Raw genomic sequence first — 24,018 nt, 5'->3', positions numbered from 1 at the left:
TCATACTGATTTATGTAAGCGGCTCCACACATTGAAAGATCCGGATATGCTGCTTTACATTCTCATACACTCCCCGGACCATCGCTTCATTCAGTCCGAAATAATCATGCTTGCCTTCCGATTCCAGATACTTTTCCGCTTCTTTTGTAAGACTGTCAAAGCTTGCTGTTGCAATATTGATCTTCCGGATTCCAAGACCTATGGCCTTCCGGAAATCCTCTGGAGTAATTCCGGTCCCGCCGTGAAGAACCAGAGGAACATCAATTTTCTGATCAATGGCTTCCAGTACATCAAAAGCCAGTCTGGGAGCCACCGGATAATTGCCGTGGGCATTGCCGATCGCTACTGCCAGTGCATCCACACCGGTCCTCTCGCAAAAAATTCTGGCATCCTCAGGATTGGTACAGCGGATTCCCCCATCCGTGCTCCCATCTTCACTGCCGCCCACCAGACCCAGCTCCGCTTCCACGGTTGCTCCATATACTCTGGCGAGGTTGACCGCTTCCAGGGTTTCTGCCATATTCTCCTCAAAGGGAAGATGGGAACCATCTATCATTACGGAGGTGAACCCATAATCCAGAGCCTGTTTTAACACCTGTATGGTCTTGCCGTGATCCAGATGAACTGCGATATCAACCTTAGAATGTCTCGCCGCCTCTACCATCATAGGTCCCATCAGAGAGAGCGGGGAATGGGGAAGACGAACTTCCGCGATCTGTAAGATAATGGAGGCATTCATATCTTCCGCTGCCTTTACAGCTCCCTTCACCATCTCAAGGTTTCCCACACTGAAGGCTCCGACCGCCCTGTTATTTTCAGAGGCCTGATTCAGCAATTCCTTCATTTTTACTAATCCCATATTTCTTCTCCTTTTACTTTATGGGTATATTTTGATTTAGTTTATGTAACATCTTGGTTATATTTTAGCACTTATCACGGGAACGGTCAAGATAATCTTTTAATTTTTTTCTATTTTGGGTAACTTTGTGGTAATGTCTTGGTTACTTCTTGATATTTTCTTGTACATCTGTTATAATCTAACCATAACAGTATGTCAGAGAGACAGCTGAGCAAGGAGTACAACTATGAGAATTTCCCGAATCGACCAACTGGAACAATATATTCTGGAGCACAAGACAGCCTCTATTGATGCCCTGTGTGAAGAATTTGAAATTTCAAAAAACACCCTTCGCAGGGATTTAGAAATCCTTGTTGCCCGAGGCAGCGTGGAAAAAGTCTATGGAGGTGTCATCGCATGTGAGAATGCGTCCTCTGTCCCGAATCTGGTTGCATTCCATGAACGCGCAGGCAGAAATGCCCAAAGCAAGCAGAGAATTGCCGCACTTGCCGCCTCTTATGTACGGGAGCGGGATATCATATTCATTGACAGCGGAACCACTACCATGAATATTGTGGATCATCTGTCCCATTTGACCACGGTTACGGTCATTACCAACAGCATCCAGGTCATCAACAAAGCCATGAATTATCCTTACATTAACGTAATCGTCCTGCCCGGGTCTTTAAAAAGAGATACTGCTTCCTTAGTCGGCAGCTCATGTGTGGAATACTTAGAGGATTATAATATTATCCGGGCATTTATGGCCTGTACAGGAGTTTCCCTTCAGGCCGGAGTCTGTAACGCTTCCACAGAAGAGTACACCATCAAGAAAACAGCATTAAAAAAGAGCCAGAAGCATTATCTTCTGGCAGATTCCTCAAAATTCGGACGGGCATCTCTCATGACGTACGGAGACATCGGACAGTTTGATTCTATCTTAACCGAACGGACGCCTGATGATGATTTCAGTTCCAGCTGTAAGGAATTGGGCTGCGTCATTGAGATTGCTCCTGAACTATAAACCGTAGTTTTCTTCTTCCTATTAGAAAAGCGTATCCAAGAGTCCTTTTTTACCAAACTCATGGTTACGCTTTTTTAGTGCTCTATTTAATTTTGATATGTCCGCAGTTTACAATACACCAACCATTTGAAGCCACTTAACTGCAAGATACGCATGTCCTGTATTTGTAGGGTGTACTCCATCTTCTGAAAGCTGGAAAGGAGAGTATCCATCCTTCATCGCCTCATCAAACAGTTGTCCGGAAGGAAGATAAAAGTCAGCCATTTCTTTTGCAAGACTCTTTACGATTTCAATCTTAGGGGTGAGATCTTCCCAATAAACTGTTTTTTCCGGGTCTGTGGGTAAAAGAAACGGTTCAATCACCATGATAGGGGATTGAAGGAAATCCAAACGGATACGCCCCAGTAAATCCCGGTATTGTTTCTCAAAATCAGCTTCTGTAACGATAAGCCCACGATCATATCTTCGCCAGGTGTCATTGATCCCTACAAGGACTGAAACAAAGTCCGGTTTTACCGGACATACATCTTCATGATAACGATCAAGCAGATCCGACAGCCTGTTTCCTCCAATGCCCCTGTTATAAAACTGTACGCCGCTGTTTGGGTATAAAGAGGTGTAAATGTCCGCAATCTTATTTGCATAACCATATCCCATATGAAGGGGATTTTCCCTATCCCGTGATGCATCGGTAATGCTGTCCCCATAAAAAAGTACTTTGGTACCGTGTTTAAAGTATTCTTTCATTTCTCTTCTCCTTTAGATAAATTATTCATTTATCTGAACAAAAAATTCGATACGTGTTTCATGTCCAGGGATACTGGAAATTATATCGCTTACAATCATATCAACAGGATTTGATTTTATAAACTCAAGCGCTGCCTTTGCCCCTGATAATTGGCCCACAACAAAAAAGCCCAAATATCTGATAAGCCATGCCACACCTTCCTTATATTCCACGATATCAATACCGGCAGTTCGATGCTCTGCAAATAGAAGTAACCTGGAAAAGATTATCGCGACTCATCAACATCTCTATTACTGGTCCGGGGCGTGTCTAACATTTCGTTTAAGACACGCCCTGGTTGAATATTATGCTTAGATTTTTTCCAATATCTTTTTAAGGGATTCGTATGCTAAAGTAAATGCTTCTTCTCCGCTCATCTTTTTCTTCTGGGAAGCATTCTGCTCCAGGGCATCAAATCCGGCAAAATCACTTAAATGAGGCTCTAAAGATAAAAATCCCTGATATCCTCCAGCTTTCAGAGTCTTTAAGATTTCTTCCACATGTCCGTCTCCCATGCCTGCCGGAACCACACTGGCATCAGACCACAGGGCATCCTTTACATGAATATAGGCGATGTAGGACTTTAACATCTCATAAGCTTCCAGAGTATTCTGTTTGCACTGAACAAAATTTGCAAAGTCAAAGACTGCCTTAAAATGATCCCCATAGAATTCCTTCATAATTTCCAGACAGCGGTCTGCAACATCTCCGTAGATATCCTTTTCATTCTCATGAAGAAGTATGGCCTGGCTGGCCTTAGCATAATCTACAAACTGTCCCAGCTGATCCATGACCTTTCCCCGGTAAGGAGCATAGCTTTCATTCTCAGGCATGAAGAAGCTGAACATACGGATGTATGGGACATCCATCAAATGAGCGATTTCCACGGTATGCTTGTAAAGCTCCATGTGAGGGGCAAAATCATCGGTGATTTTTATTTTTCCAATGGGAGAACCAACGGAAGATAAACGGATGCCTGCCTCATCAAGCTGCTTTTTGATTTCCTTTGCTTCATTGATAGAATATTCAACCAGGCCCTTGCCGTTTACACCCCGCATTTCCACATGATGAATATCCAGCTTCTTTAATACTTCTATCTGCTTTCCTAAGTCCATATCGATTTCATCTGCAAAACCAGATAATAGAATTCCATCCCACATAATCGTTTCTCCTTTTTTAATTTCCTCTTTATTGCCCATGTCCTTTGGGCATAATGGGATACCTGTATTTCTTAATAGCTTCCTTCTGTGTCAAATACCACGCCGGACCCTTCTTTTTTCCTGGATTCTCTGCGGCGCTTATTAAGCTCTTCTAAGAATAAATCTTCATCAAAGGGGATCTCCACTTCCCGCTTTAACCAGCTGGATAAATGCATGGCATTCGATAAGGTCAGACCATTAATTCCTTCCAAACCTTCTGCAACAAGGGGTGTACCATGAAGGATCCTGCCTGTAAATGCCTTTAAAACTCCAACATGCTGTTCATTCTCTCCGTCCGTTTCAACCTCTGTCACCGTACATTCCGGAGTATCAAATCCGCCCTTTGCCGTTTTGCAGAAGGTGCGCTCGTTTTCAGACAGCTTATGAAGCATGAGCTTGCCATTTTCACAGACCAGCTTCCCCATCTCCAAAGTGATCTCAAACCGGTTTGTCCCAGGAGCATCTGCGGTTGTGGTAACAAAAACTCCCGTAGCCCCGTTTGGGTACTCCAAATAAGCCGTGACATCATCTTCCACTTCAATATCATGCCATTTCCCGTTATGGCAGAATGCCTGCACCTTACTTGGCATTCCACAGATCCACTGGATTAAATCCATGTTGTGAGGACACTGATTTAACAGTACGCCGCCGCCTTCTCCATCCCAGGTAGCTCTCCAGCTCCCTGAGTCATAATAGGACTGGGTGCGGTACCAGTCCGTTACGATCCAGTTGACCCGCTTGATGGCTCCTAGTTCACCACTTGTTACAAGTTCATGCATTTTCCGGTAAATACAGTTGGTCCTCTGGTTGAACATCATGCCAAAGACCCGGTCGCATTTTTGGGCCGCGTCGTTCATTTCCCGAACCTGCTTGGTGTAAACTCCGGCGGGCTTTTCACACATGACATGAAGCCCGTGGTTCATGGCATCAATGGTCAGTTCGGGGTGCTGGTAATGAGGAACTGCAATTAAGACTCCGTCACATACGCCTGCTGCAATTAAATCCTTTCCTTCCTCAAAAATAACTACCGCCTCCGGCAGATTCTCCTTTGCCCAGGTCCTTCTGCTTTCCTGACGGTCCGCCACTGCAGTCACTTCCATCTCCGGGACCTTTCCCTCCAGAATGTTCTTTAAGTGGCCGCTGCCCATGTTTCCAATTCCAATAATACCAAGTCTTACCTTATCCATGTCCTATCTCCCCTCATTTCTTGCAGAATCGTAAATATCCATCATGGTGTAAAATGTATTCTGAACCGAGGTAAGGTCATTGAAATAGGCCTTCCCGGTTTCTAAACAATCATAAAAATCTCTGATACAGGCTTCGTGTCCGCTGCCCCAATAGGACTTTCCAAACAGAGAAGACTTTTTCGCCTTCCATACCACTGGCTCCTCCTGACCTTCCGTCTGATACCAAACAGAGTTTCCTTCCAGACGGACAAATCCTTTTTCACAGGCAAGCTCTAAGAAAACCGGTGCATCCATAGCATAAGCCGTAGTGGCATAAAAGCTGGCGCTTACCGGATCCATTCCTTCTGAAAATGTCATATAGGCTTCCAGGGTGTCCTCTACCTCTACGATCCCTTTCAGATGATGATTGCTCATGGACGCCTCTGTTCTCACTGGTTTTCCAAGCCAGGAAAGAAGCAGATCCAGGGCATGAATGGATTGGTTGATCAACGCCCCTCCGCCCTCTGTCTCAAGCTTTCCCCTCCAGCCGCTCTCTGTATAATAGGGAGCATCCCTGTGCCAGGTAACAAAGGCCCTTCCGCCTTTTATCTTCCCGAGGGTCCCCTGGGCCAAAAGCTCATTTACCTTTCTTGTTGTTTCATTATACCGGTTCTGAAAACAGATGCCTAACCTGCCAGTGCTCCGGCCGGAAACTTTCAAAAGCTCATCGAATTGCTCTCTGCTTATGGCAGGCGGCTTCTCCATGAATACATGAAGCCCTTTCTTTAAGGCCTTTGCTGTCATGGGCACATGGCAGTAGTGGGGAGTGCAGATATGTACCACGTCAAGCGCTTCCTTCTCAAGCATATCCTCCATAGAATCATAAGCCTTAGCCGTTCCGTCCGTAAATCGGACCGAATATTCCTCTGCCCGTTCCAAGCGGATATCCGCAAAAGCACAGAGTCTGGCCTGTTTTACTTCATTCAGTACCATGGCGTGAACTCCCCCGATGTTTCCGCAGCCGATTATCCCAACCCGAACCATGATTACCTCCTCTTTTCTTTTTCCTCTTTCTATGATAGATTTATTATATACTGTTTTTAACGCAATTTGTTTGCGTATATTGACTAGAAGTATGCATATATTGTCTATTTCAGGAGGAAGCCATGAAAAAGGAGAGCCTTTATCATTACAGTGAATTTTCAGAGCCTTTCAGCTGTGATTTTACCACCAGCCAGATCGCCGGAAATGTGGATTTTCACATGCACAACAGCCATGAAATCTATCTGCTCATGGACGGCCATATCCAATATTTTGTGGAAAATGCGTGCTATGATATGAACCCTGGAAACTTAATCCTGTTTTCCAACCGGGAGATCCATAAGGCCATTAACACCACAAGCGAAGCATTTACCCGCCTTGTCATTCACGTAAATCCTGCCTTTATCCGGCCTTATTGTACTCCTGACACCAACCTGTTAGAATGTTTCCACCGGGAGCCTGCCACAGGCAACCTGGTCCTGCTTTCAAACGAAGAATACGGGCGCCTGGTTTCCATGGCTCAGTGTCTTCATGAGACAATAAAAAATCGCTGCACCTACGGCAGCGACTTAACGGCAATGACCACATTGATCCAGATCCTTATTCTTATTAACAGTGCCTGGCAAAAGACAAGTCCTTTAAGGACCGCCCCGAAACCACACAGGGCCCAGGCAATTATGAGTTATATTGACAAAAATTTAACAACGCCCATGACCCTGGATTCCATCTCCCAGGCTCTTTCCCTTGATAAATATTATATCAGTCATTTGTTTAAATCCGAGACAGAAAGCAGCATCTTTCAGTATATCGTGGTGAAACGGGTGGCTCTGGCAAAGGAGCTGCTTTCCCAGGGACATACGGTTTTAGAAGCCTGCCATTTATCAGGTTTTCACGATTACTCCAACTTTATCCGCACCTTCCGCCAGACCACAGGTTATACGCCCGGACAGTTTAAGCGCCTTAGCCGGTAAAGCTTACCGCTGTTTATAGGCAGGATCTGCCGGGTATCCGCCCCGCAGCTTTTGCATTCCACGCTGGACGGCATCCTTTGACTGCTTCCAATCCGCATCTTTGTTTAAATAATCAAATTTCTCAATGAACCAGTCGATATCACCGGATACCCGCTCCATATTTTGCTCCATGATCTGAAAAATGACAGGATAAAATTCCTTCCGCTCCTTGTCACTTAAATATTTATCTGCTCCACTGCATAAGTCAGCAAAGTGGTGGAGGCAGAATCCTCTGCTTTTCTCAAGTTTTTCCCGAAAAACAGAATCCTTTTTATAAAGATGGAAAAAGGTTGCCACATAGCGCTCATAGCTTTCAGAAAACCGGTCGCATATATAGCAGGTCTTCTCTTTCCCTTCAATCCAGGCGCTGACGGAATTGCCATTTCCTGTCTTACCCGTAAAACGGTCTTTTAAGGAGGTTTTTCCGGGAGTAAACTCCTTAAATTCCTCCTTCATTTCCCTTATCAGTTTCTTATAATAGGTTTTTAAGATCCAGCCGTTTCCTAAAGCATTTCCGTAATCAAACATTTTCTTTTGATGGACCCGGCAAAACCCCGAACGGTCTGTGGCTTCTCTTGTATCGCTTTCCATATAGGACGCACAGGAACCTAATGCAAAATCCATAAGCTCCTGCTCCGCTTTTCTCTCTAGAAAGCAGAACAGGCACTCGTCATCAGCATCCATGGCGTCATTTAGCGGTATCTCATATAATTTTTCTTTCATTTTTATACCTTAAATCGGTAACCGACTCCCCAGATGGTCTCAATATACTGGGGTTTAGCCGTATTAAATTCGATTTTTTCTCTGATCTTTTTGATATGGACGGTAACGGTAGCGATATCACCGATGGATTCCATATCCCATATTTTATTAAACAGCTCTTCCTTCGTAAATACATGGTTTGGATTCTGGGCAAGGAAGGTTAATAAGTCAAATTCCTTTGTGGTAAAATTCTTTTCCTCTCCATTGATCCATACCCGTCTGGCTGTTTTATCAACTTTAAGGCCTCGGATCTCAACGATCTCATTGTCCGGTACTCCGCTTCCAATCAGCCTCTCATAACGGGCCAGATGGGCTTTTACACGGGCAACCATTTCACTTGGGCTGAAGGGTTTTGTGATGTAATCATCCGCTCCCAGACCTAAGCCCCGGATTTTATCAATATCCTCTTTTTTTGCAGAGACCATAATGATCGGGGTGTTTTTTACTTCCCTGACCTTCCTGCATATTTCAAAGCCATCCATTCCCGGCAGCATCAGATCAAGGATCACCAGATCAAAGTCCTCATGGAGAGCCTTATGAAGTCCTGCTTCTCCGTTATTCTCAATCTCAACCTCAAATCCACTCAGCTCCAGATAATCTTTCTCCAGCTCTGCAATGCTTTCTTCATCTTCTACTATCAGAATTCTGCTCATTCCTGTATGACCTCCTGGTATTTTCTCAAAACAAAATGTATCTCCGTTCCAATGCCTTCCTTACTGGTAGCCCAGATCCGGCCTCCGTGATCCTCAATGATCTTTTTAACAATGGACAGGCCGATTCCGCTTCCGCCCTGAGAGGAATTTCTGGATGAATCCGTGCGGTAAAACCGGTCAAAAATACTGGGCAGATCCTTTGCCGGAATCCCTTTTCCGTTGTCCTCAATCTCCACCTGGATAAAGTCTCCCACATCCTTAATCCGGATGTTGATGATCCCACTCCTCTTATCCATATATTTTACAGAATTGCTGACAATATTATTAATGACACGGCGCAGCTGCTCCGCATCCGCGATGACCATCACATCCTCATCCACATAATTAAAATATCCAAGCTCAATGCTGCGGTCTTCCATCTCAAGTCCCACTTCATCCACGCAGTCTCTGAAATAGCCTGCTACGTTGATCTTGGAAAAGGTATAGGGAATTTTATTGGTGTCAATTTTTGAATAAAAGGTCAATTCATCAATCAGCTTATCCATGTCATTGGCCTTGTTGTAGATGGTGCGAATATAACGGTCCAGCTTTTCCGGGGAGGAAGCAACTCCATCCATGATTCCCTCCACATATCCCTTAATGGCTGTAATGGGGGTCTTTAGATCATGGGAAATATTGCTGATCAGCTCCTTGTTCTCCTTATCATACTCCACCTTTTCTTCCGCAGATTCCTTTAAGCGGATCCTCATCTCTTCAAAATCCTGGCAAAGCTGTCCGATCTCATCGTCATTCTCCACCTCAAGAGAGAAATCCAGATTTCCATCCCGTATATTCTTGGTGGCGGTTTGAAGCCGCCCAAGGGGACTTACCACAGACCGGTATACCCACATCATGAGAATCGCATCGGTAAACACGATGATCATAATGATGGCCGTCAGCATCTCCGCCATCATGACCTTGATCTCGGGAAGAAGACCATTTACATTGGAAACAATGAATACGCTCCCCCTGTCCCCATCGGGATACATAAAGTCCATCTGTTTTACCAGATGCTGTGTTTCCCCATCCAGATAAATGGCACCGTCAACGGTGCTGTCTATTTCCTCATATTTAGGAAGCTGGTCATAAAGACCCTGGGTGATATGGCTGTTCCCGTCAAAAATCAGGGAATCTCCCTTTCGAACGATCATATAGGCATACTTTGATACCAGATTCTCATTAAGTGATTCCAAATAAACCGGATCCTGAAACTGCCCTGGATCACTTTGTAGGATCTGGCTGATTTCCCTTTGTTCCGACCGGGTCAGGCGGTTAAATAACTGCAGGGAATTGCTTGACAGAAGATCAATCTGCTCCGTTATATCATAGGCTTTGCGGAACGCCTTCATCTGGTAATTGCCAAGCCCTGCCACCACTGCAAAGATCAGGATTAGGGGGATTACCGTTATAATCAAAAATGCTACAACAAGACGGGTTCTTAATCTTAATTTCACTTTTCTCGTCTCTCCCATGCTCTGAACTTTATTTATAACGAAAATTTAATATTTCTTAGGGGTATTATAACACACATGGACAAGAGAATTTATAAAACAATTCTAAAATTTAAGGCATTTTTGCATAATTCCCGAAATTTACCAGGAAACGAAGACTTTCGGCTGATTCCAGAAGGAAAACTCTAATCTTTCCATTTCCTCACAGCATATTAAAAATGCTGCATCCCTCCAATAAGTGGAAGAATACAGCATACGTGATTTTTATTCTTTATTTTATTTTTACAATTCCTTTGGATCAATTCCAAAATGATCAAACAGAATCTTTTCTGCCTCCCCATTCCATAATCCCTTGTGCGCTTTACAAGAGTCGTTTAATTTTTTAAACAGCGGATCGTTGCTGCCCAGCTTCTCAAAGTCTTCAATAGCCGTCAAAGGCATATCAAATTGTGTGTAGGCAAGCTTCTTTCCTCCAGGAATGGACGGCAGATTCTTGGTTGCTTCTACAATGCTGTCAATTCCTCCTACATGGGTTACCATAACAGCCGCTTCTATGGCACCTTCTGCCGAGAGCTTATTGGCCTCAATCAAATCATCTGTATTGCCGCCGGTGGTTCCCATAATGTGAGTACCTGTATAGTGGCAGTTATAAAGATTGATTTCTGCTTTAAACTGGCTGTCTGATGGACCGGCAAAGAAGTTCATACAACCGTCAAAGGCCAGAAGCTTATCTCCCATCTCTGCAACCTCTTTCACAGGAACATATACAAACACGTCATCATAGCCCTGGCCGCCTGTAATAGCCATTAAATCAGATACAGGATCTGCCATCTTATCGGTATTTACATAAAGAAGTTCAATTCCTCTCTCCCTTGCGGATTCTTCTGAAATCACTTCCCTGGCCCGGGCAATCCGCTCATCGCTGATATCCGTAACGACTATCCTCTTCGGCTTATTCTCAAACTGAAGGCCATAGCTTACCGCTCCTAGGCCCATAGGTCCGCAGCCTCCCATGATCAGGATACTTCCATCCACTTTTGTCCCCATGGCATGATCATAATTCCGTTTGTTGGTATGATAGTTGGCATGAAATCCGCCTATGATACAGCTCATTGGTTCTCCAAGGGATGCCTCAAAAAAACTATCTCCCGTGTAATCCAGCAAGCACCCCAATTCCATGACCTCGTTTGGCATGATGCAGTATGTACAGGCGCCTCCGCAGAATTCATAAGAATATCCCGGCGAATCCAGTTTTCCCATGTAATTTAAAGCAGGCTGCAGAGAAAACTTTTGTCCCGGGCGAAACTGTTCCTGCCACTTTTTTCCCACTTCTACAATCAGTCCTGAGCATTCATGACCAACAATCACCGGATTGGTATCTATATTCTGGGGAGCCCTTTTATGTTTTTTCCCCTGTTTTACCAGTTTGTAAGTAGACATGCAGATGCTGTCACTCATGATTTTTACAAGAATCTCATTTTCAGCAATTTGAGGCAATTCAAACTCTTCTAACCTTAAATCATCTGTGCCATACATTCTTACCGCTTTTGTTTTCATATTTCTATCCTCCAAGCTTATTTATCAATATATTTCTGGATTTCCAACAATTCCACCTGCTGCATGAGTTCATCTACCAGACTGCGATGAGGCGGTTTGGTTCCAATGCTGGTAACAGCACCTGCCGAGGCTCCCATGCATAATCTGATGCATGTTTCAAGGGGAAGCTTCTCATTCCAGGCGTAAGCCATGGCTCCCACCAGGGCATCTCCGGCACCTACCGTTGAATGTGCCTTCACACGAAGCCCGGGGCACCGGTACCGTTTATCCCCTGTTAAAAATAATGCTCCCATCTGGCCAAGGGATATCGCAACCATATCGGTTCCATGATCCAGCAGCTTTTCTCCCATGGAAACCAGCTCCTGTTCCGATGCACGGTAATCCATCTGGTAATAACGTTCCAGCTCTGAACGGTTAGGCTTTAACATATCCGGTGCTGCTTTTAAGGATTCGGCAAACAGCGGACCGTCTGCATCTAACAAGACCTTTGCCCCTTTCCGGTGGACTTCTTCCGTGATCCTCCGGTATATATCCGTTGGTATGCCAGCCGGTATGCTTCCCGCCAGTACAAACAAGGTATACGGATTTGCATAGCCATTCAGCCTATCAAGAAGATCTTCCAGCTGCTCTTTAGACACCTCAGGTCCAGGTTCATTAAGCTCTGTCACCTCTCCATTTTTCTCTACTACCTTCAGATTCGTTCTCGTCTCCCCTTTTACTTCTACGAAATCTGTCTGAATGCTCTGGTCAGCCAGCACATGTTTTATGATGGTTCCGCTGGTTCCTCCCACAAATCCCATGGCAATGCTTTCTCCACCTAATTCCCTGATGGTCTTAGAGACATTGATGCCTTTTCCTCCGGCATCTAACTCCACACGTTTTATTCTGTTTAAATCTCCCCGTTCAAACCGGTCAATATCTACGGTTTTATCAATGGCCGGATTCATTGTTACTGTAACGATCATTGCGGACACCTCTTTCCTGTAAACATGGTAAGGATTTCTTCTGCACTGCATCCGGTAATCCGTTCTACATCAGCCGGGTCAGCCAGACACTCTGCGATGATTGAGAGTATTTCCAAATGTTCCTCTCCTGCCCCTGCAATCCCTATGACCAGTTTTACCTTTTCTCCTCCCCAGTCTGTTCCCTCAGGGAAAACCATAACTGCAATGCCGGAGCGCTTAACCGATTTTTTAGCTGCCTCTACGCCATGGGGAAGTGCAATTCCATTGCCGATATTCGTGGAAAACGTCAGCTCACGCTGAAGCATAGCCTCTATGTAGGATTCTTCAACACAGCCGCACTGATAAAGCAGCTGCCCTACCTCCCTTATTACCGCCTCCTTTTCCCCGGGTTTACAATTCAAACGAATATTCCCAAGCTCCAGAAGCTCTGCACTTTTTTCTACATTCTTTTTCCCGTAGCCAAACACGTTTCTTGCCCTCCTGTGTTAACTTTCTAACTAAATTATAGGGGTGTTATCTCCTCCTTTTCAATGAAAACAAAATGGCATTTGGCGCCATCAGATAACGCCAAATCTGAAACCAACAGAAAAAGCCGGGCCCTTTCGGGCCCGGCTTTCACCTTGCTTTTATATTATATCTTATCCAGATAATGTTTGAAATATTGGTTTAAATACTGGGAAACCAAAGCTCTTATCTCCTCTTTTCCCCCATGTCTTACCGTATCCAGAAACTCTTCCTCCTCGATCAGCCGCTCACTTAACACACCCAGGATATCACTGTTTTCTACTTCATGATCATCCTTTGGTACCAGCATGATTAATACAACGCATACTCCCCTAAAATAAGGGTCACTAAACGGCTCACCATCCTTTGTCTGGCACACCGAAAACACCGGCTTTACCACTCCTTCTGTTCTGGCATGAAGCAGGGCAAAGCTTAAATCAGGAAATATCTGGCTGCAAAGCCGTTCTCTCCTCATTAAATCCTCCTGAATGATGCTCTGCCGTTCCGGATAGGCAGCCAGCTTCTCACTGACAGCAATCAGCAGTTCTTCAAAGGTGATCCCATTATTTACACGTTGATATTCCATAAGCCGAATGACATTTTTAATCTGAACGGCAATAAAATTCACCTGATCTAATTGAATGGTAAACTCCTGGTTATCCTGCTTTTTAGGCATAAACTCACACCGGCGTACCTTTCCGGCGATCTGTTCCATATCCTCAGCAGGAAGCAGGGGGCTTACATACAGGATATCAGCCTCCTCCTTAATTGGTATGGTGGATACAAAGAAATCCGTCTTGCTTAGCACGTAAGGAGACAGATCCGTCATTCCATAGACCGACAGCTCCACCCTGTCTGCAAAATCCCTGGCTACCTTGGAAGACATGAGCCGTGAGATACCGATCCCGCTGGCGCAGACGATCCCAATATTTACCTTTCTCCGGCTTTCCTTCCTGCTTTCCATCCGAACCTCTGCCGCGCCGAAATGAATGGCAAGAAAGCCAATCTCTGATTCCGGCACTTCATACCCATACCGGCCTTCGATCACCTTTGCAACCGATCTGCACCGTTCAAATATCACCGGATAATCCTGCTTAATTTGTTCCAGCAAAGGATTCTGGATCTTCATGCCATTGGTTAAGCGAACCAGAGTCGGCTTTAAATGGGCAATCAATCCCTGAATCACAAATTCCTCATCCTGCTTTAGAAGATAGGCAATGCTGTCGTCATAACAGTCGATCATCTCATTGACCACATCCCACAGTTCCCTGGATTCCTCTATTTCACTTCTTGATTTCTCGTCAATATTCAGCTGCTGGATTTTGGAGCCTTTAATATGCAGACAAATATAGGCACACTCAATTTCCGGAATCTGAATCTGAAATTCATCTTCCAGGGATTTGGTGATTCTCTTTGCCAGGTCGTAATCCTGATCATTCCGCAAACCATCTGTCATGAGAGAATTTTCCTCAATGATCTCCTGCCTTCGGATCCGGTTCACAGCAATAGCCACATGGATCACCAGCCCAAGGTAAGAATCCTGGGTTAAATTGAGAATGCGTTTATCCCGGATTCTTAAGATGCAGGCCGTCACCCTTTTTACAATATCGTCATCTAAGATCCGGTAAATATTCCGCTCACTTTTATTCTGTATCACGTTTAACACAGACTGGTTCCTGTCCTCATACATCTCCTGTATGATTTCCGTATGGATGTTTTCATCAATAAACACGCGCAGGGCACGGCGGAAATTCCGTTCGCTGCCCTCAATAAACACACCATATCCGGGTTTTCTCTTTATCTCCAGATGACATTTGTGAAACCACTCTTTTACTACCTCTAAATCTGAACTGACGGTGGCTTCACTGACTCCAAATAAGTCACTGTAGTAATATAGTTTTTTTAAGGTCTTGTCCTTGAGAATCTCAAGAGTAAGGCGCTTCTGACGTTCAATCCGATCAGAAACATCAAGAGCATCATCCTCTTCAAGTTCAGCTTTAATGGCTTCGATCTGATCCTGATCTCCCTCCAGCCAGATACCGGTTCCCGTTTTTGAGCAAAAGGTGAGTCCGTATTTCTTTAGCACTCTGGGAATATACTCCAGCTCTCTTTGTACCGTTCTTTTGCTGATATGGATCTGATCCGCAAGCTGCTTAACAGGAATAGGTCCGTCCTCGTTAAGAAGAGCCAGAACGATCTGCTGCATTCTGGGTGTAAGATCATTACTTGCCATTTTCTCCACCTCCCATTAACCAGTTCAGGAGTTCCTTATAGCCAGACATATCCGTAAGATTATTGACTGTAAAGCATGGTTTATCAATTCCTGACAGGGAACGGGCAAAATCCTTTTGACAAACAATCGCATCCGCGTCAGGCGGAATGCGGTCAGCCGATACGTGAAACACCTGGACATCTGTTAAGCCTTCCAGTTTCAGTCTTTTCTTAAACAGCGCGCTGGCCATGGCACTGGAACCCAAACCAACATCGCAAACAAAATAGATTTTGGCATGTTCCATTTTCTTCATTGACATCCCTTCATCTTTCTGTAGTATTTCTTCATCAACAACAGTTTTTTGTTTCTTTCCGGACATAATCAGGCAGGAGAGAAGACAAGTCACTCCGGCAGAGACAAAGATTCCCGTAAGAATTCCCAGCCAATGTTTTTTGTCTGCCATAATCATGATTGTAATGATACTTCCGGGAGAAGCCGGGCCCAGAAGACCGCTTCCGGTGACCATGAAGCAGTAATTTCCCGCAATACTGCCTGTTATGGCAGCTCCCAATAATCGAATATCTGACAGCACATAGGGAAAATAAACCTCATGGATGCCACCCAGGGACTGAATAATAAGGCTGGAGAGCATTTGCTTTCTCATATTCCGGTAAACCAGGGCATAGGCAAGGAGAATTCCAAATCCTGGACCTGGATTGGTCTCTAAGAGAAATAAGATGGAGCTTCCTTGTGTTTTCATCTGCTCCAATCCCAAGGGAAGGAAAAAGCCATGATTGATCCAGTTATTAAAGAAAATTATTTTTAAAGGCTCTACCACGAAGCTGATGAAAGGAATGATTCCCCTTGCAATCATAAATGATAGGCCATTTCCTAAAAAAGTAAGAAGCCATGCCGCTATCGGTACCAGCATGTAATGGGTAAGCGCTCCGGCTAATAAACCTAGCCCCGATATATAAAGGTTACTAAAGAGCATCTCAAACCCGGCAGGAATCCGGTGTTTGATCCGGTCCAGCCCCTTCCTGGATAATAAACCGGCAATGCTGCCTGCTATGGCAGATAAAATCATGGCAGAAGCAGGTTCTGCCATGACAACAGCAGAAGCGGCAAGAGTGCCGGCTAAACCGCCGACATCCCCGCCGCACATCGTGCCTGCTTTGTATCCCATAAATACCGGAATCACCAGAAAAGACAAAATATTGGACATTTCAGGCAGGTATCTATTCTGGAATATCACTGCCGATAAGACTGACAGAAGCCCCGCTGTCACGAATAAAGGTATGCACTCGGCAATTACCCTGCTGTATTGCTTTAGTATTCTCCCCGCATATTTCATTTATATAATCCCCTTTTGAATCCGTTATACGTAAATTATATTGTACCGTGGGTCCGCAGTGGAGCTGGTAAAACCTGCGGTTTTACCAGCTCACGGGCATTCGCCCTATGAAATAATACAGGGATAAAATTTCTTATGTGCAGGCACAACGAAATTTTATCTCTGTATTATTTCGCACTGCTCATTGCTTTCGTGTACATTATACCATGATTCACAATCGGATACTAGAAAGGCTATCTATTTCATTTTATTGTTTATTTTTTAACGTTTCCACCAGTTCATCATATTCCGGTGCCGCCATAAAATTAGTGATTAAAACCAGTTCCGCCTCAGGATTGCTGCGGGCTGCGCGCTCCTTCAGTTCTTTATGAGTCACCACAATCTGGGCATCCTGTGGAATGGAGGATACGGGTGAATGAACCACTTCAATATCTCCAAATCCTGCTGCCGCCAGCTTTTTCTTCAATATGGTAGCGCCCATAGCGCTGGAGCCCATACCTGCATCGCAGGCAAACACGATCTTTTTGACGAGTCCTGCTGGCATAATTTTCTTTTCTGTGGTCTGATTTCCCTTAGACTCCTGCTTCATTTGTTTCACTTTTTCCGCTGACTCTTCTAAATCCCCGCTTTTTCCTGTAAACCGCAGTAAGGGAAGGGCAACTAAGAAGGAAACGACTGCTGCAACCGTAACTCCGGCTAAAACTCCAAAGTATCCGCCTCTTGGTGTCATTGCAAGAACAGCAAGGATACTTCCAGGAGATGCGGGTGAGGTAAGTCCAACACCAAGGAGCTGGAATACGAAGATTCCGCTGGCCCCACCTGATACAACCGCCAGAAGTAAAAGAGGATTCATCAGTATGTATGGGAAATAAATCTCGTGGATTCCGCCTAAAAAGTGAATGATAATTGCGCCAGGTGCAGAGCTCTTGGCTGATCCTTTTCCTGCAAGGCAGTAAGCCAGTAAAACACCAAGTCCCGGCCCCGGATTCGCTTCAAGAAGAAAGAATATTGACTTTCCGATTTCCTCAACTTGCTGGATTCCCATAGGAGAAAGGATTCCATGGTTGATGGCATTATTAAGGAACAGGATCTTAGCAGGTTCGATAAAAACACTTGCAAGCGGAAGAAGTCTGTGATCCACAAAGAATCCAACTCCGGCTTCCATCACCCGGTTCATCACCTCAACAAAAGGAGCAATTCCTTTTAAGGCGATTACCGCCAGGATCGCACCGATGATGCCCAGAGAAAAGTTGTTTATCAGCATCTCAAACCCGGCAGGGATCTTGCTCTCGATCTTGCGGTCAAACTTCTTAATCACCCAGGCGCTGAGAGGTCCTACGATCATTGCTCCCATAAACATAGGAATACTGGAGCCAACAATCACGCCCATGGCTGTGATTGCACCGATAACACCACCCCGCTGTCCGTAGACTGCCGTGCCGCCCGTATAAGCGATGAGAAGCGGCAACAGCATGGAAACCATTGGGGATACCAGGGCACCAAGTGTTTCATTGGGATACCAGCCGGTGGGAATAAACAATGCCGTAATCAGTCCCCATGCAATAAATGCACCGATATTCGGCATTACCATACCGCTTAAAAAGCGGCCAAATACTTGTACCTTCTCTTTCATATAACATACCCTCACTTAATTATATAGTATTTACTTCATGATCCGTGTAAGGTATGATTGGCCAATCAATTCCTTTCGTTAGCCTTATTATAATCAATGTCAACTTAAGATTTCAACAGGAAGAAACAAGGATTTGGCGCTAGTTTTAGTGCCAAAGCTTAAAAAGCCTGAGCCCCCTGTCCCAATGCTTCCTCTGATCCACTTGGAACCAACGGAAATATTGCCTTGGGAATCAATCTGACGATATGATCCAAATAGAAAAAGATGCCGCTCAGCAGCTTGGAACAAACTGCTGAGCGGCATCTTTCTTATGCTAAATTATAAATATTCTTTTAAAAGAGAAACCTTGTCAAGCTTTTCCCATGGCAGATCTAAGTCATTTCTACCAAAATGTCCGTAAGCTGCGGTCTGTTTGTAAATCGGACGGCGTAAGTCCAGCATCTTGATAATACCTGCAGGACGCAGGTCAAAGTTATCCCTGATGATCTCCACAAGCTTTTCATTGCTTAATTTTCCGGTTCCAAAGGTATCCACCATAATGGAAGTTGGATGTGCCACACCGATGGCATAGGAAAGCTGGATCTCACACTTGTCAGCCAGCCCTGCTGCTACGATGTTCTTTGCAACATAACGTGCCGCATAAGCAGCGGAACGGTCTACCTTGGTGCAGTCCTTACCGGAGAATGCACCGCCGCCGTGGCGTGCATAGCCGCCGTAGGTATCTACGATGATTTTACGGCCGGTTAAACCGCTGTCTCCGTGAGGTCCGCCGATTACAAAGCGTCCGGTAGGATTAATAAAGAAATTGGTCTTCTCATCTACCAGCTCAGCAGGCAGAACTTCATCAAATACATATTTTTTAATATCTGCGTGAATCTGCTCCTGGCTCACGTTCTCATCATGCTGAGTGGACAAAACCACTGCATCCAGACGTAGGGGAGTGCCATTCTCATCATATTCCACGGTTACCTGGGTCTTCCCATCAGGACGGAGATAAGTAAGGGTACCATCCTTACGTACCTTTGTAAGCCGAAGGGCCAGCTTGTGAGCAAGTGCGATAGGGTATGGCATATACTCCTCGGTTTCATTGCTTGCAAAGCCGAACATCATTCCCTGATCTCCTGCTCCGATGGCATCGATCTCTTCGTCAGACATCTTGTGTTCCTTTGCTTCCAAAGCCCGGTCAACACCTAAGGCAATGTCAGCGGACTGCTCATCCAAAGCCACGATCACGCCGCAGGTATCGCAGTCAAATCCGTATTTTGCACGGTCATAGCCGATTTCTCTTACGGTCTCTCTTACGACTTTCTGAATGTCTACATAGGCATGGGTCGTTATTTCACCCATAACCATAACAAGACCTGTGGTACAGCAGGTTTCACAAGCCACACGGCTCATTGGATCCTGCTTTAACATCTCATCTAAGATCGCATCAGAAATCTGGTCACACATTTTATCCGGATGTCCTTCTGTAACGGACTCGGATGTAAATAATAATTTTTCCATGTTGTCATTTCCTCCTTGATATCACATGGGGGAATAACAAAAAGAAAAGTCCGCAGCAACGCGGACTTGATTCAACAATATATCAAATCCTCTTATTGCTCGATTTCTCGCTCAGGTTGGCACCTTCCAGCCGCTCATTTCTGGCCAAGGCCATCATTTTCGGTCGGGGTTGCCGTGACTTCACAGATCCTTTGTATCTCCATCACTCTGAATAAGGGATATTACGTACTTTTCATTTGTTATTCAATTGTAAGCTGTTTTATTGCATGTACATTTTAACGTATTTAAAAACGGCTGTCAAGGGAATTCTCGCCCTTTGCCTGGGCAAACCTGTTTTCATTCATGGGATCCGCATATTTTTTTAGACTATCTGGCAACCTTATTTCTGAATTCGCTTGGGGTACAGCCCTTATTCCTCTTGAAGGTCCGGTTGAAGGTGGAGAAGTTCGTGTAGCCTGTACGCAGAGCGATCTCGGTTATTGATATGTGCGGATCGGCAAGAAGAGTCTCTGCCTTTTTTATCCTTTCGGTCGTGAGAAATTCCAAAAACGTCATATTCACATACTTCTTGAATGTGTGTGCAAAATGATACTTGGAGAAGCCTACATGCTTTGCCACTGTCTCCAGCTCAATAGGTTCGGTACAATTCCTGGCGATAAATAGACATGCTTCCGCAATTAGGTCAATAGATTTTGTGCTGCCGGAATCTAAAGTCGCATCCTTCATCTCCCTAAGACACCAGTTTCCCAACTGTGTAAATAATGACAGTAAATCAGTATATAAAATCACTTCTTTAAAAGGCAGGTCAGAATAATATACATCTTTCATATGAATAAGAATATCCTTCATCTTAATTGCTAACTCTTTCGATTCGTGAGCACGTATGATCTTCATTCCTGTGAACAGATAGGTCATACGGTTGAATTCATTCATATTCGTGATAAGTTCAAATGGAAACTGAAGGATCAGGAAGTCTTTTTTGCAGCCCTTAGATTTGATGGAGTGAAGGACGCCGGGGTAGCAAATAGCCACATCAAGCTTTTCCATCTGGTAAATATCATGTCCCAGCCCCAGTTCAAAGCTCCCTTCAAAACAAATCATAATTTCAGCAAACGTATGCCAATGCAGTGGAAAATCCGTCGGAATATTCACATAAGAAATATTCATCATGAGTCCGTGACTGAAACTTAAGTTCTCATAATATTCACTAATCAGCATAGTATCCTCCTCTGCAACCATGTCAAATATTTACCACTTCATTTTAACTATAGCAATAAATGACAGCATATTACGCAATATTTCAGTGGTTCATTTGCGAAAATTATTACATAATTACTAAAAGAACAGGGTAAAAGTACGATATTTACGCATTGTAAATGCTACTAACGCTATAGTAACACACTGTAGGGTGTATTGTACATAAAATGTTTACAGACAAAAGGAGGAGATTGTTCATGGGGATTGTGGACGGGAAGACTATCTGCCAGGTGGCGTTGGTGGTAAGGAACATTGAAAAGATTGCAAAGGCATATGCCGAACTCTTCGGAGTAGACGTTCCCAACATATTTGAGGTTCCGCCCGAGAGTGAGGCGCACACAAAATTTAGGGGAATGCCTACGAATACGAGAGCGAAACTCGCAGTATTTGATTTGGGACAGGTTGTTCTGGAACTTACGGAACCTGACGGCGAGCCGAGTTCATGGCAGGATTTCTTAGACAGGAATGGAGACGGCATACATCACATCGCATTTATGGCCAGAGACAGAGAACCGGTTGTCCGGTATTTTGAAGAAAACGGAATGCCGGTTCGCCACTACGGCGAGTATACGGGCGGCAACTACACCGTATTTGACAGTAAGGAAACGTTTGGTACATATATCCAGGTCAAGGAAGACAAAAACTTATAAATAAGGGAGGAAGAATTATGAAGTTACGTAGGATTGCAGCATTAGTACTTGCGGGAATGACAGTCACAAACCTGGCGGCATGCAGTTCGGGTTCGGCAAAGTCCGGCACAACGGTAACGGAAGCGGCAGCCGAAACCACAAAGACAGAAACAGCGGCGGAAACCACGGCCAGTGAGAACTCTGCGGCAGGAGTTTTTGCAGGAGTCGAAAAAGAAGAAACGGATCTGAGCGGTGAACTCATCTACTGGTCGGCATTTACAGGCGGATCGGGTGAATGGGATCAGAGCAGGGTCGACCTCTTCAACAAAATGTATGCGGATAAGGGGATCCATGTAACCCGTCAGCAAATCGAAGGCGCAGGTATCAAAAACGGTGCTCTTATGTCAGCGGTTGCTTCGGGAACTAACGCTCCCGACTTAATCATTTCGGACGCACCTATTGATGTATACTCCTTTGCGGTTGAAGGCGCTTTTATGGCTGTTGATGACCTGCTTCCGAAGGTAGGCATCGACCCCGGCAGCTTCTTTGACGGCCTTGATGACCTCATTAAGGTAGACGGCAAGACATATCTGATCCCACAGGATGCAAACGTGCATCTCCTATATTACAACAAGAAACTGGTAAGGGAAGCGGGTCTTGACCCGGAAGCACCGCCTACGACGATTGAAGAACTTAACAGCTGGGCGGAGGCTCTCTCAATACCAGATGGAAACGGCGGCTTTAAACAGCTTGGCCTTATCCCGTGGATTGGAGACGGCGGTGACACCAGCGGCGACGCGTTCCACATTCCCTTTGTATTCGGCACCAACGTATATGATCCGGCAGCCAATAAGCTTAATCTTACGGAAGATAAGATGATTAAGTATTTTGAATGGATAAAAGGATATTCTGAAAAATATTCACCCACGATTCAGGAATGGGGTACCTCGGCAGGAGGCGTATTCGATCCTTCCTGTCCTTTCTATACCGAAAAAGTAGCCATGTACTTCTGCGGTAACTGGATGGCCAATGCGATCAAATTAACTGTCGGTGACGCAATCGAATGGGGCGTAACAGCAGTTCCTTCGCCTGATTACGGCCGTGCAAAAGCCACAACTTTGGGCGCTAACCCATTTGCTATCGTCGAAGGTTCCAGTAACGCAGAGCTTGCAGCATTCTTTATTAAATTCTGCATAAGCCCAGCGATTCAGGAAGATAACTTCGCACAGTGGAGATCCATTCCCTGCTCAGATTCTGCTTTTGATGGCGTAAGCCTTACAAAGAACGGCGATGCCATGTATGCCCTGGAACGTGAGATAGCTAATAATCCGGAAAATGGTGTTCCTGCTATGTGTTCGGTTTCAACAGAACTTGCGGACCAGTTCCAGAAAGCACGTCAGGAGATTATATTTAACGGTGCTGATATCACGTCTACCTTGCAGGCGCTGCAGGACAGGATGCAATCCGCACTTGACAGTGCAAATTAGCAGATGCTTAGACGAAAACGGCGGGCGGTGAACAACTGCCCCTGCCGTAGATGGATGAACTGGTTAGGAGTGCGAAGATGAAAAAAAGAAAAATAAAATACGACAGCATTGAATACTCTCCCAGTGTAATAGCAAGAAAGGTTGTCATGTACGCGATACTGACCCTTATCTCAGTTGCGTTTGTCGCTCCGATCGCTTTTATGTTCTTAGGTTCCTTTAAGATGACTAAGGAATTGGCAAGGGTACCGTTTAAGTGGATGCCGGACAGTTTTAATTTCACCAATTTTAAGGCAGTTTTTGAGAAAATTCCGTTTTTCTTGTATTTGAAGAATACTCTGATCATTGTGTTTTTTAACATGATCGGTTCTCTTGTTTCAAACAGCCTGGTGGCTTATGGATTTTCCCGTATCAAATGGCCGGGACGGGACAAGGTGTTTATACTGGTTATCGTTACCATGATCCTGCCTTTTCAAATCACCATGGTTCCCCTGTATCTGATGTTTAATAAATGGGGCTGGATCGGTACCTTCTTACCGCTTACGTTTACCTGTTTTTTCGGATACCCGTTCTACATATTCCTGATCCGGCAATTTTTAATCGGGCTGCCGGCCGAACTTTCTGAATCCGCCAAGATAGATGGTGCAGGTGAATTCAGGATATTCTGGCAGCTTACTCTCCCACTTGCAAAACCCGTGCTCGCCACAGTTGCCATCTTTGCCTTTATGAAAAGCTGGAATGATTATATTGGTCCCCTTATATTTCTTTCGGATCAGAAGCTTTACACGCTATCTCTTGCGGCGTCCATGTTAAAATCAAATCTTGATCCGCAGTGGACGGTGCTTTTGGCACTTGGTTCAATGATGGTTATGCCTGTTCTTATACTGTTTTTTGTACTGCAGAAGTATTTCATTCAAGGCGTAACCATGTCAGGAATAAAAGGGTAA

Annotated in this window: 22 protein-coding genes and 1 riboswitch; of the genes, 5 read left to right on the top strand and 17 right to left on the bottom strand. The window is 44.8% G+C overall.

Going from position 1 to position 24,018, the window contains the following annotated elements; translation table 11 throughout:
- Positions 1–10: 10 nt before the first annotated feature.
- Positions 11–859, bottom strand: a complete 849-nt coding sequence (locus ACHZES_RS16675) for a class II fructose-bisphosphate aldolase (RefSeq protein ID WP_395547074.1) — start codon at positions 857–859, stop codon at positions 11–13.
- Positions 860–1,085: 226 nt separating this feature from the next.
- On the opposite strand from ACHZES_RS16675, the gene ACHZES_RS16670 reads away from it, so the two are divergent.
- Positions 1,086–1,862 (top strand): DeoR/GlpR family DNA-binding transcription regulator, encoded by a 777-nt coding sequence (locus ACHZES_RS16670; protein ID WP_395547075.1) that lies wholly within the window; start codon positions 1,086–1,088, stop codon positions 1,860–1,862.
- 108 nt (positions 1,863–1,970) lie between these two features.
- Here the strand turns inward: ACHZES_RS16670 and ACHZES_RS16665 are convergent, their stop codons facing one another.
- From ACHZES_RS16665 to ACHZES_RS16645, 5 genes are all read right to left on the bottom strand, one after another.
- Positions 1,971–2,609: an SGNH/GDSL hydrolase family protein gene (locus tag ACHZES_RS16665; RefSeq protein WP_395547076.1), complete on the bottom strand. Its 639-nt coding sequence runs from the start codon at positions 2,607–2,609 to the stop codon at positions 1,971–1,973.
- Positions 2,610–2,630: 21 nt separating this feature from the next.
- The gene (locus ACHZES_RS16660) at positions 2,631–2,822 is read right to left on the bottom strand and encodes a hypothetical protein (protein WP_038284077.1); all 192 of its coding nucleotides are present in this window, start codon (positions 2,820–2,822) and stop codon (positions 2,631–2,633) included.
- 138 nt (positions 2,823–2,960) lie between these two features.
- Complete coding sequence (locus ACHZES_RS16655) at positions 2,961–3,848, bottom strand: sugar phosphate isomerase/epimerase family protein (protein ID WP_404820249.1); 888 nt, start codon at positions 3,846–3,848, stop codon at positions 2,961–2,963.
- Positions 3,849–3,880: 32 nt separating this feature from the next.
- Positions 3,881–5,035 carry a Gfo/Idh/MocA family protein gene (locus ACHZES_RS16650; protein ID WP_154526388.1) on the bottom strand — a complete coding sequence of 385 codons (1,155 nt, stop codon included), beginning with the start codon at positions 5,033–5,035 and terminating at the stop codon, positions 3,881–3,883.
- 3 nt (positions 5,036–5,038) lie between these two features.
- Entirely contained in the window at positions 5,039–6,058 is a 1,020-nt protein-coding gene (locus ACHZES_RS16645) for a Gfo/Idh/MocA family protein (RefSeq protein ID WP_395547077.1), read from the bottom strand.
- Between the two features lie 122 nt (positions 6,059–6,180).
- On the opposite strand from ACHZES_RS16645, the gene ACHZES_RS16640 reads away from it, so the two are divergent.
- Positions 6,181–7,026 (top strand): helix-turn-helix domain-containing protein, encoded by an 846-nt coding sequence (locus ACHZES_RS16640; protein ID WP_395547078.1) that lies wholly within the window; start codon positions 6,181–6,183, stop codon positions 7,024–7,026.
- 3 nt (positions 7,027–7,029) lie between these two features.
- On the opposite strand, the gene ACHZES_RS16635 is transcribed toward ACHZES_RS16640, so the two are convergent.
- From ACHZES_RS16635 to ACHZES_RS16585, 11 genes are all read right to left on the bottom strand, one after another.
- Entirely contained in the window at positions 7,030–7,788 is a 759-nt protein-coding gene (locus ACHZES_RS16635; RefSeq protein WP_038284072.1) for a DUF6062 family protein, read from the bottom strand.
- Positions 7,789–7,790: 2 nt separating this feature from the next.
- A complete protein-coding gene (locus tag ACHZES_RS16630) occupies positions 7,791–8,480 on the bottom strand; it encodes a response regulator transcription factor (protein WP_038284071.1) in 690 nt (229 codons plus the stop codon).
- Positions 8,477–9,991: a sensor histidine kinase gene (locus tag ACHZES_RS16625; protein WP_038284070.1), complete on the bottom strand. Its 1,515-nt coding sequence runs from the start codon at positions 9,989–9,991 to the stop codon at positions 8,477–8,479. Before ACHZES_RS16625 ends, ACHZES_RS16630 begins: the two co-directional genes overlap by 4 nt.
- Positions 9,992–10,252: 261 nt before the next feature.
- Positions 10,253–11,527 (bottom strand): zinc-binding dehydrogenase, encoded by a 1,275-nt coding sequence (locus ACHZES_RS16620; protein WP_395547079.1) that lies wholly within the window; start codon positions 11,525–11,527, stop codon positions 10,253–10,255.
- Between the two features lie 17 nt (positions 11,528–11,544).
- Positions 11,545–12,492, bottom strand: a complete 948-nt coding sequence (gene pfkB / locus ACHZES_RS16615) for a 1-phosphofructokinase (RefSeq protein WP_395547081.1) — start codon at positions 12,490–12,492, stop codon at positions 11,545–11,547.
- Positions 12,489–12,959: a PTS sugar transporter subunit IIA gene (locus tag ACHZES_RS16610; protein ID WP_038284067.1), complete on the bottom strand. Its 471-nt coding sequence runs from the start codon at positions 12,957–12,959 to the stop codon at positions 12,489–12,491. Before ACHZES_RS16610 ends, pfkB begins: the two co-directional genes overlap by 4 nt.
- Before the next feature lie 164 nt (positions 12,960–13,123).
- The gene (locus tag ACHZES_RS16605; protein WP_038284066.1) at positions 13,124–15,229 is read right to left on the bottom strand and encodes a BglG family transcription antiterminator; all 2,106 of its coding nucleotides are present in this window, start codon (positions 15,227–15,229) and stop codon (positions 13,124–13,126) included.
- On the bottom strand, positions 15,219–16,562 hold the full coding sequence (locus ACHZES_RS16600; protein WP_395547082.1) for a protein-N(pi)-phosphohistidine--sugar phosphotransferase: 1,344 nt from the start codon (positions 16,560–16,562) through the stop codon (positions 15,219–15,221). The genes ACHZES_RS16605 and ACHZES_RS16600 overlap by 11 nt, the downstream gene beginning before the upstream one ends.
- A gap of 247 nt (positions 16,563–16,809) precedes the next feature.
- The gene (locus ACHZES_RS16595; RefSeq protein WP_038284064.1) at positions 16,810–18,195 is read right to left on the bottom strand and encodes a PTS mannitol transporter subunit IICB; all 1,386 of its coding nucleotides are present in this window, start codon (positions 18,193–18,195) and stop codon (positions 16,810–16,812) included.
- A 318-nt stretch (positions 18,196–18,513) separates the two neighbouring features.
- Positions 18,514–19,701 carry a methionine adenosyltransferase gene (gene metK, locus ACHZES_RS16590; RefSeq protein WP_038284062.1) on the bottom strand — a complete coding sequence of 396 codons (1,188 nt, stop codon included), beginning with the start codon at positions 19,699–19,701 and terminating at the stop codon, positions 18,514–18,516.
- Positions 19,702–19,790: 89 nt separating this feature from the next.
- Positions 19,791–19,919: riboswitch (SAM riboswitch) on the bottom strand.
- 148 nt (positions 19,920–20,067) lie between these two features.
- The gene (locus ACHZES_RS16585) at positions 20,068–20,919 is read right to left on the bottom strand and encodes a helix-turn-helix domain-containing protein (RefSeq protein WP_051835326.1); all 852 of its coding nucleotides are present in this window, start codon (positions 20,917–20,919) and stop codon (positions 20,068–20,070) included.
- 236 nt (positions 20,920–21,155) lie between these two features.
- Here ACHZES_RS16585 and ACHZES_RS16580 point away from each other — a divergent pair, with 236 nt between their 5' ends.
- The 3 genes from ACHZES_RS16580 (at position 21,156) to ACHZES_RS16570 (ending at position 24,018) form a co-directional block, all read left to right on the top strand.
- On the top strand, positions 21,156–21,608 hold the full coding sequence (locus ACHZES_RS16580; RefSeq protein WP_395547083.1) for a VOC family protein: 453 nt from the start codon (positions 21,156–21,158) through the stop codon (positions 21,606–21,608).
- Positions 21,609–21,625: 17 nt separating this feature from the next.
- A complete protein-coding gene (locus tag ACHZES_RS16575) occupies positions 21,626–23,074 on the top strand; it encodes an extracellular solute-binding protein (RefSeq protein ID WP_154526372.1) in 1,449 nt (482 codons plus the stop codon).
- Between the two features lie 77 nt (positions 23,075–23,151).
- Positions 23,152–24,018 carry a carbohydrate ABC transporter permease gene (locus ACHZES_RS16570; RefSeq protein WP_154526370.1) on the top strand — a complete coding sequence of 289 codons (867 nt, stop codon included), beginning with the start codon at positions 23,152–23,154 and terminating at the stop codon, positions 24,016–24,018.

The sequence above is a fragment of the Lacrimispora sanguinis genome (genome assembly GCF_044987295.1).
GTDB lineage: Bacteria > Bacillota > Clostridia > Lachnospirales > Lachnospiraceae > Lacrimispora > Lacrimispora celerecrescens_B.
The sequence above is the reverse complement of the archived record's forward strand: the minus strand, read 5'-3'. Positions and strand labels throughout refer to the sequence as shown.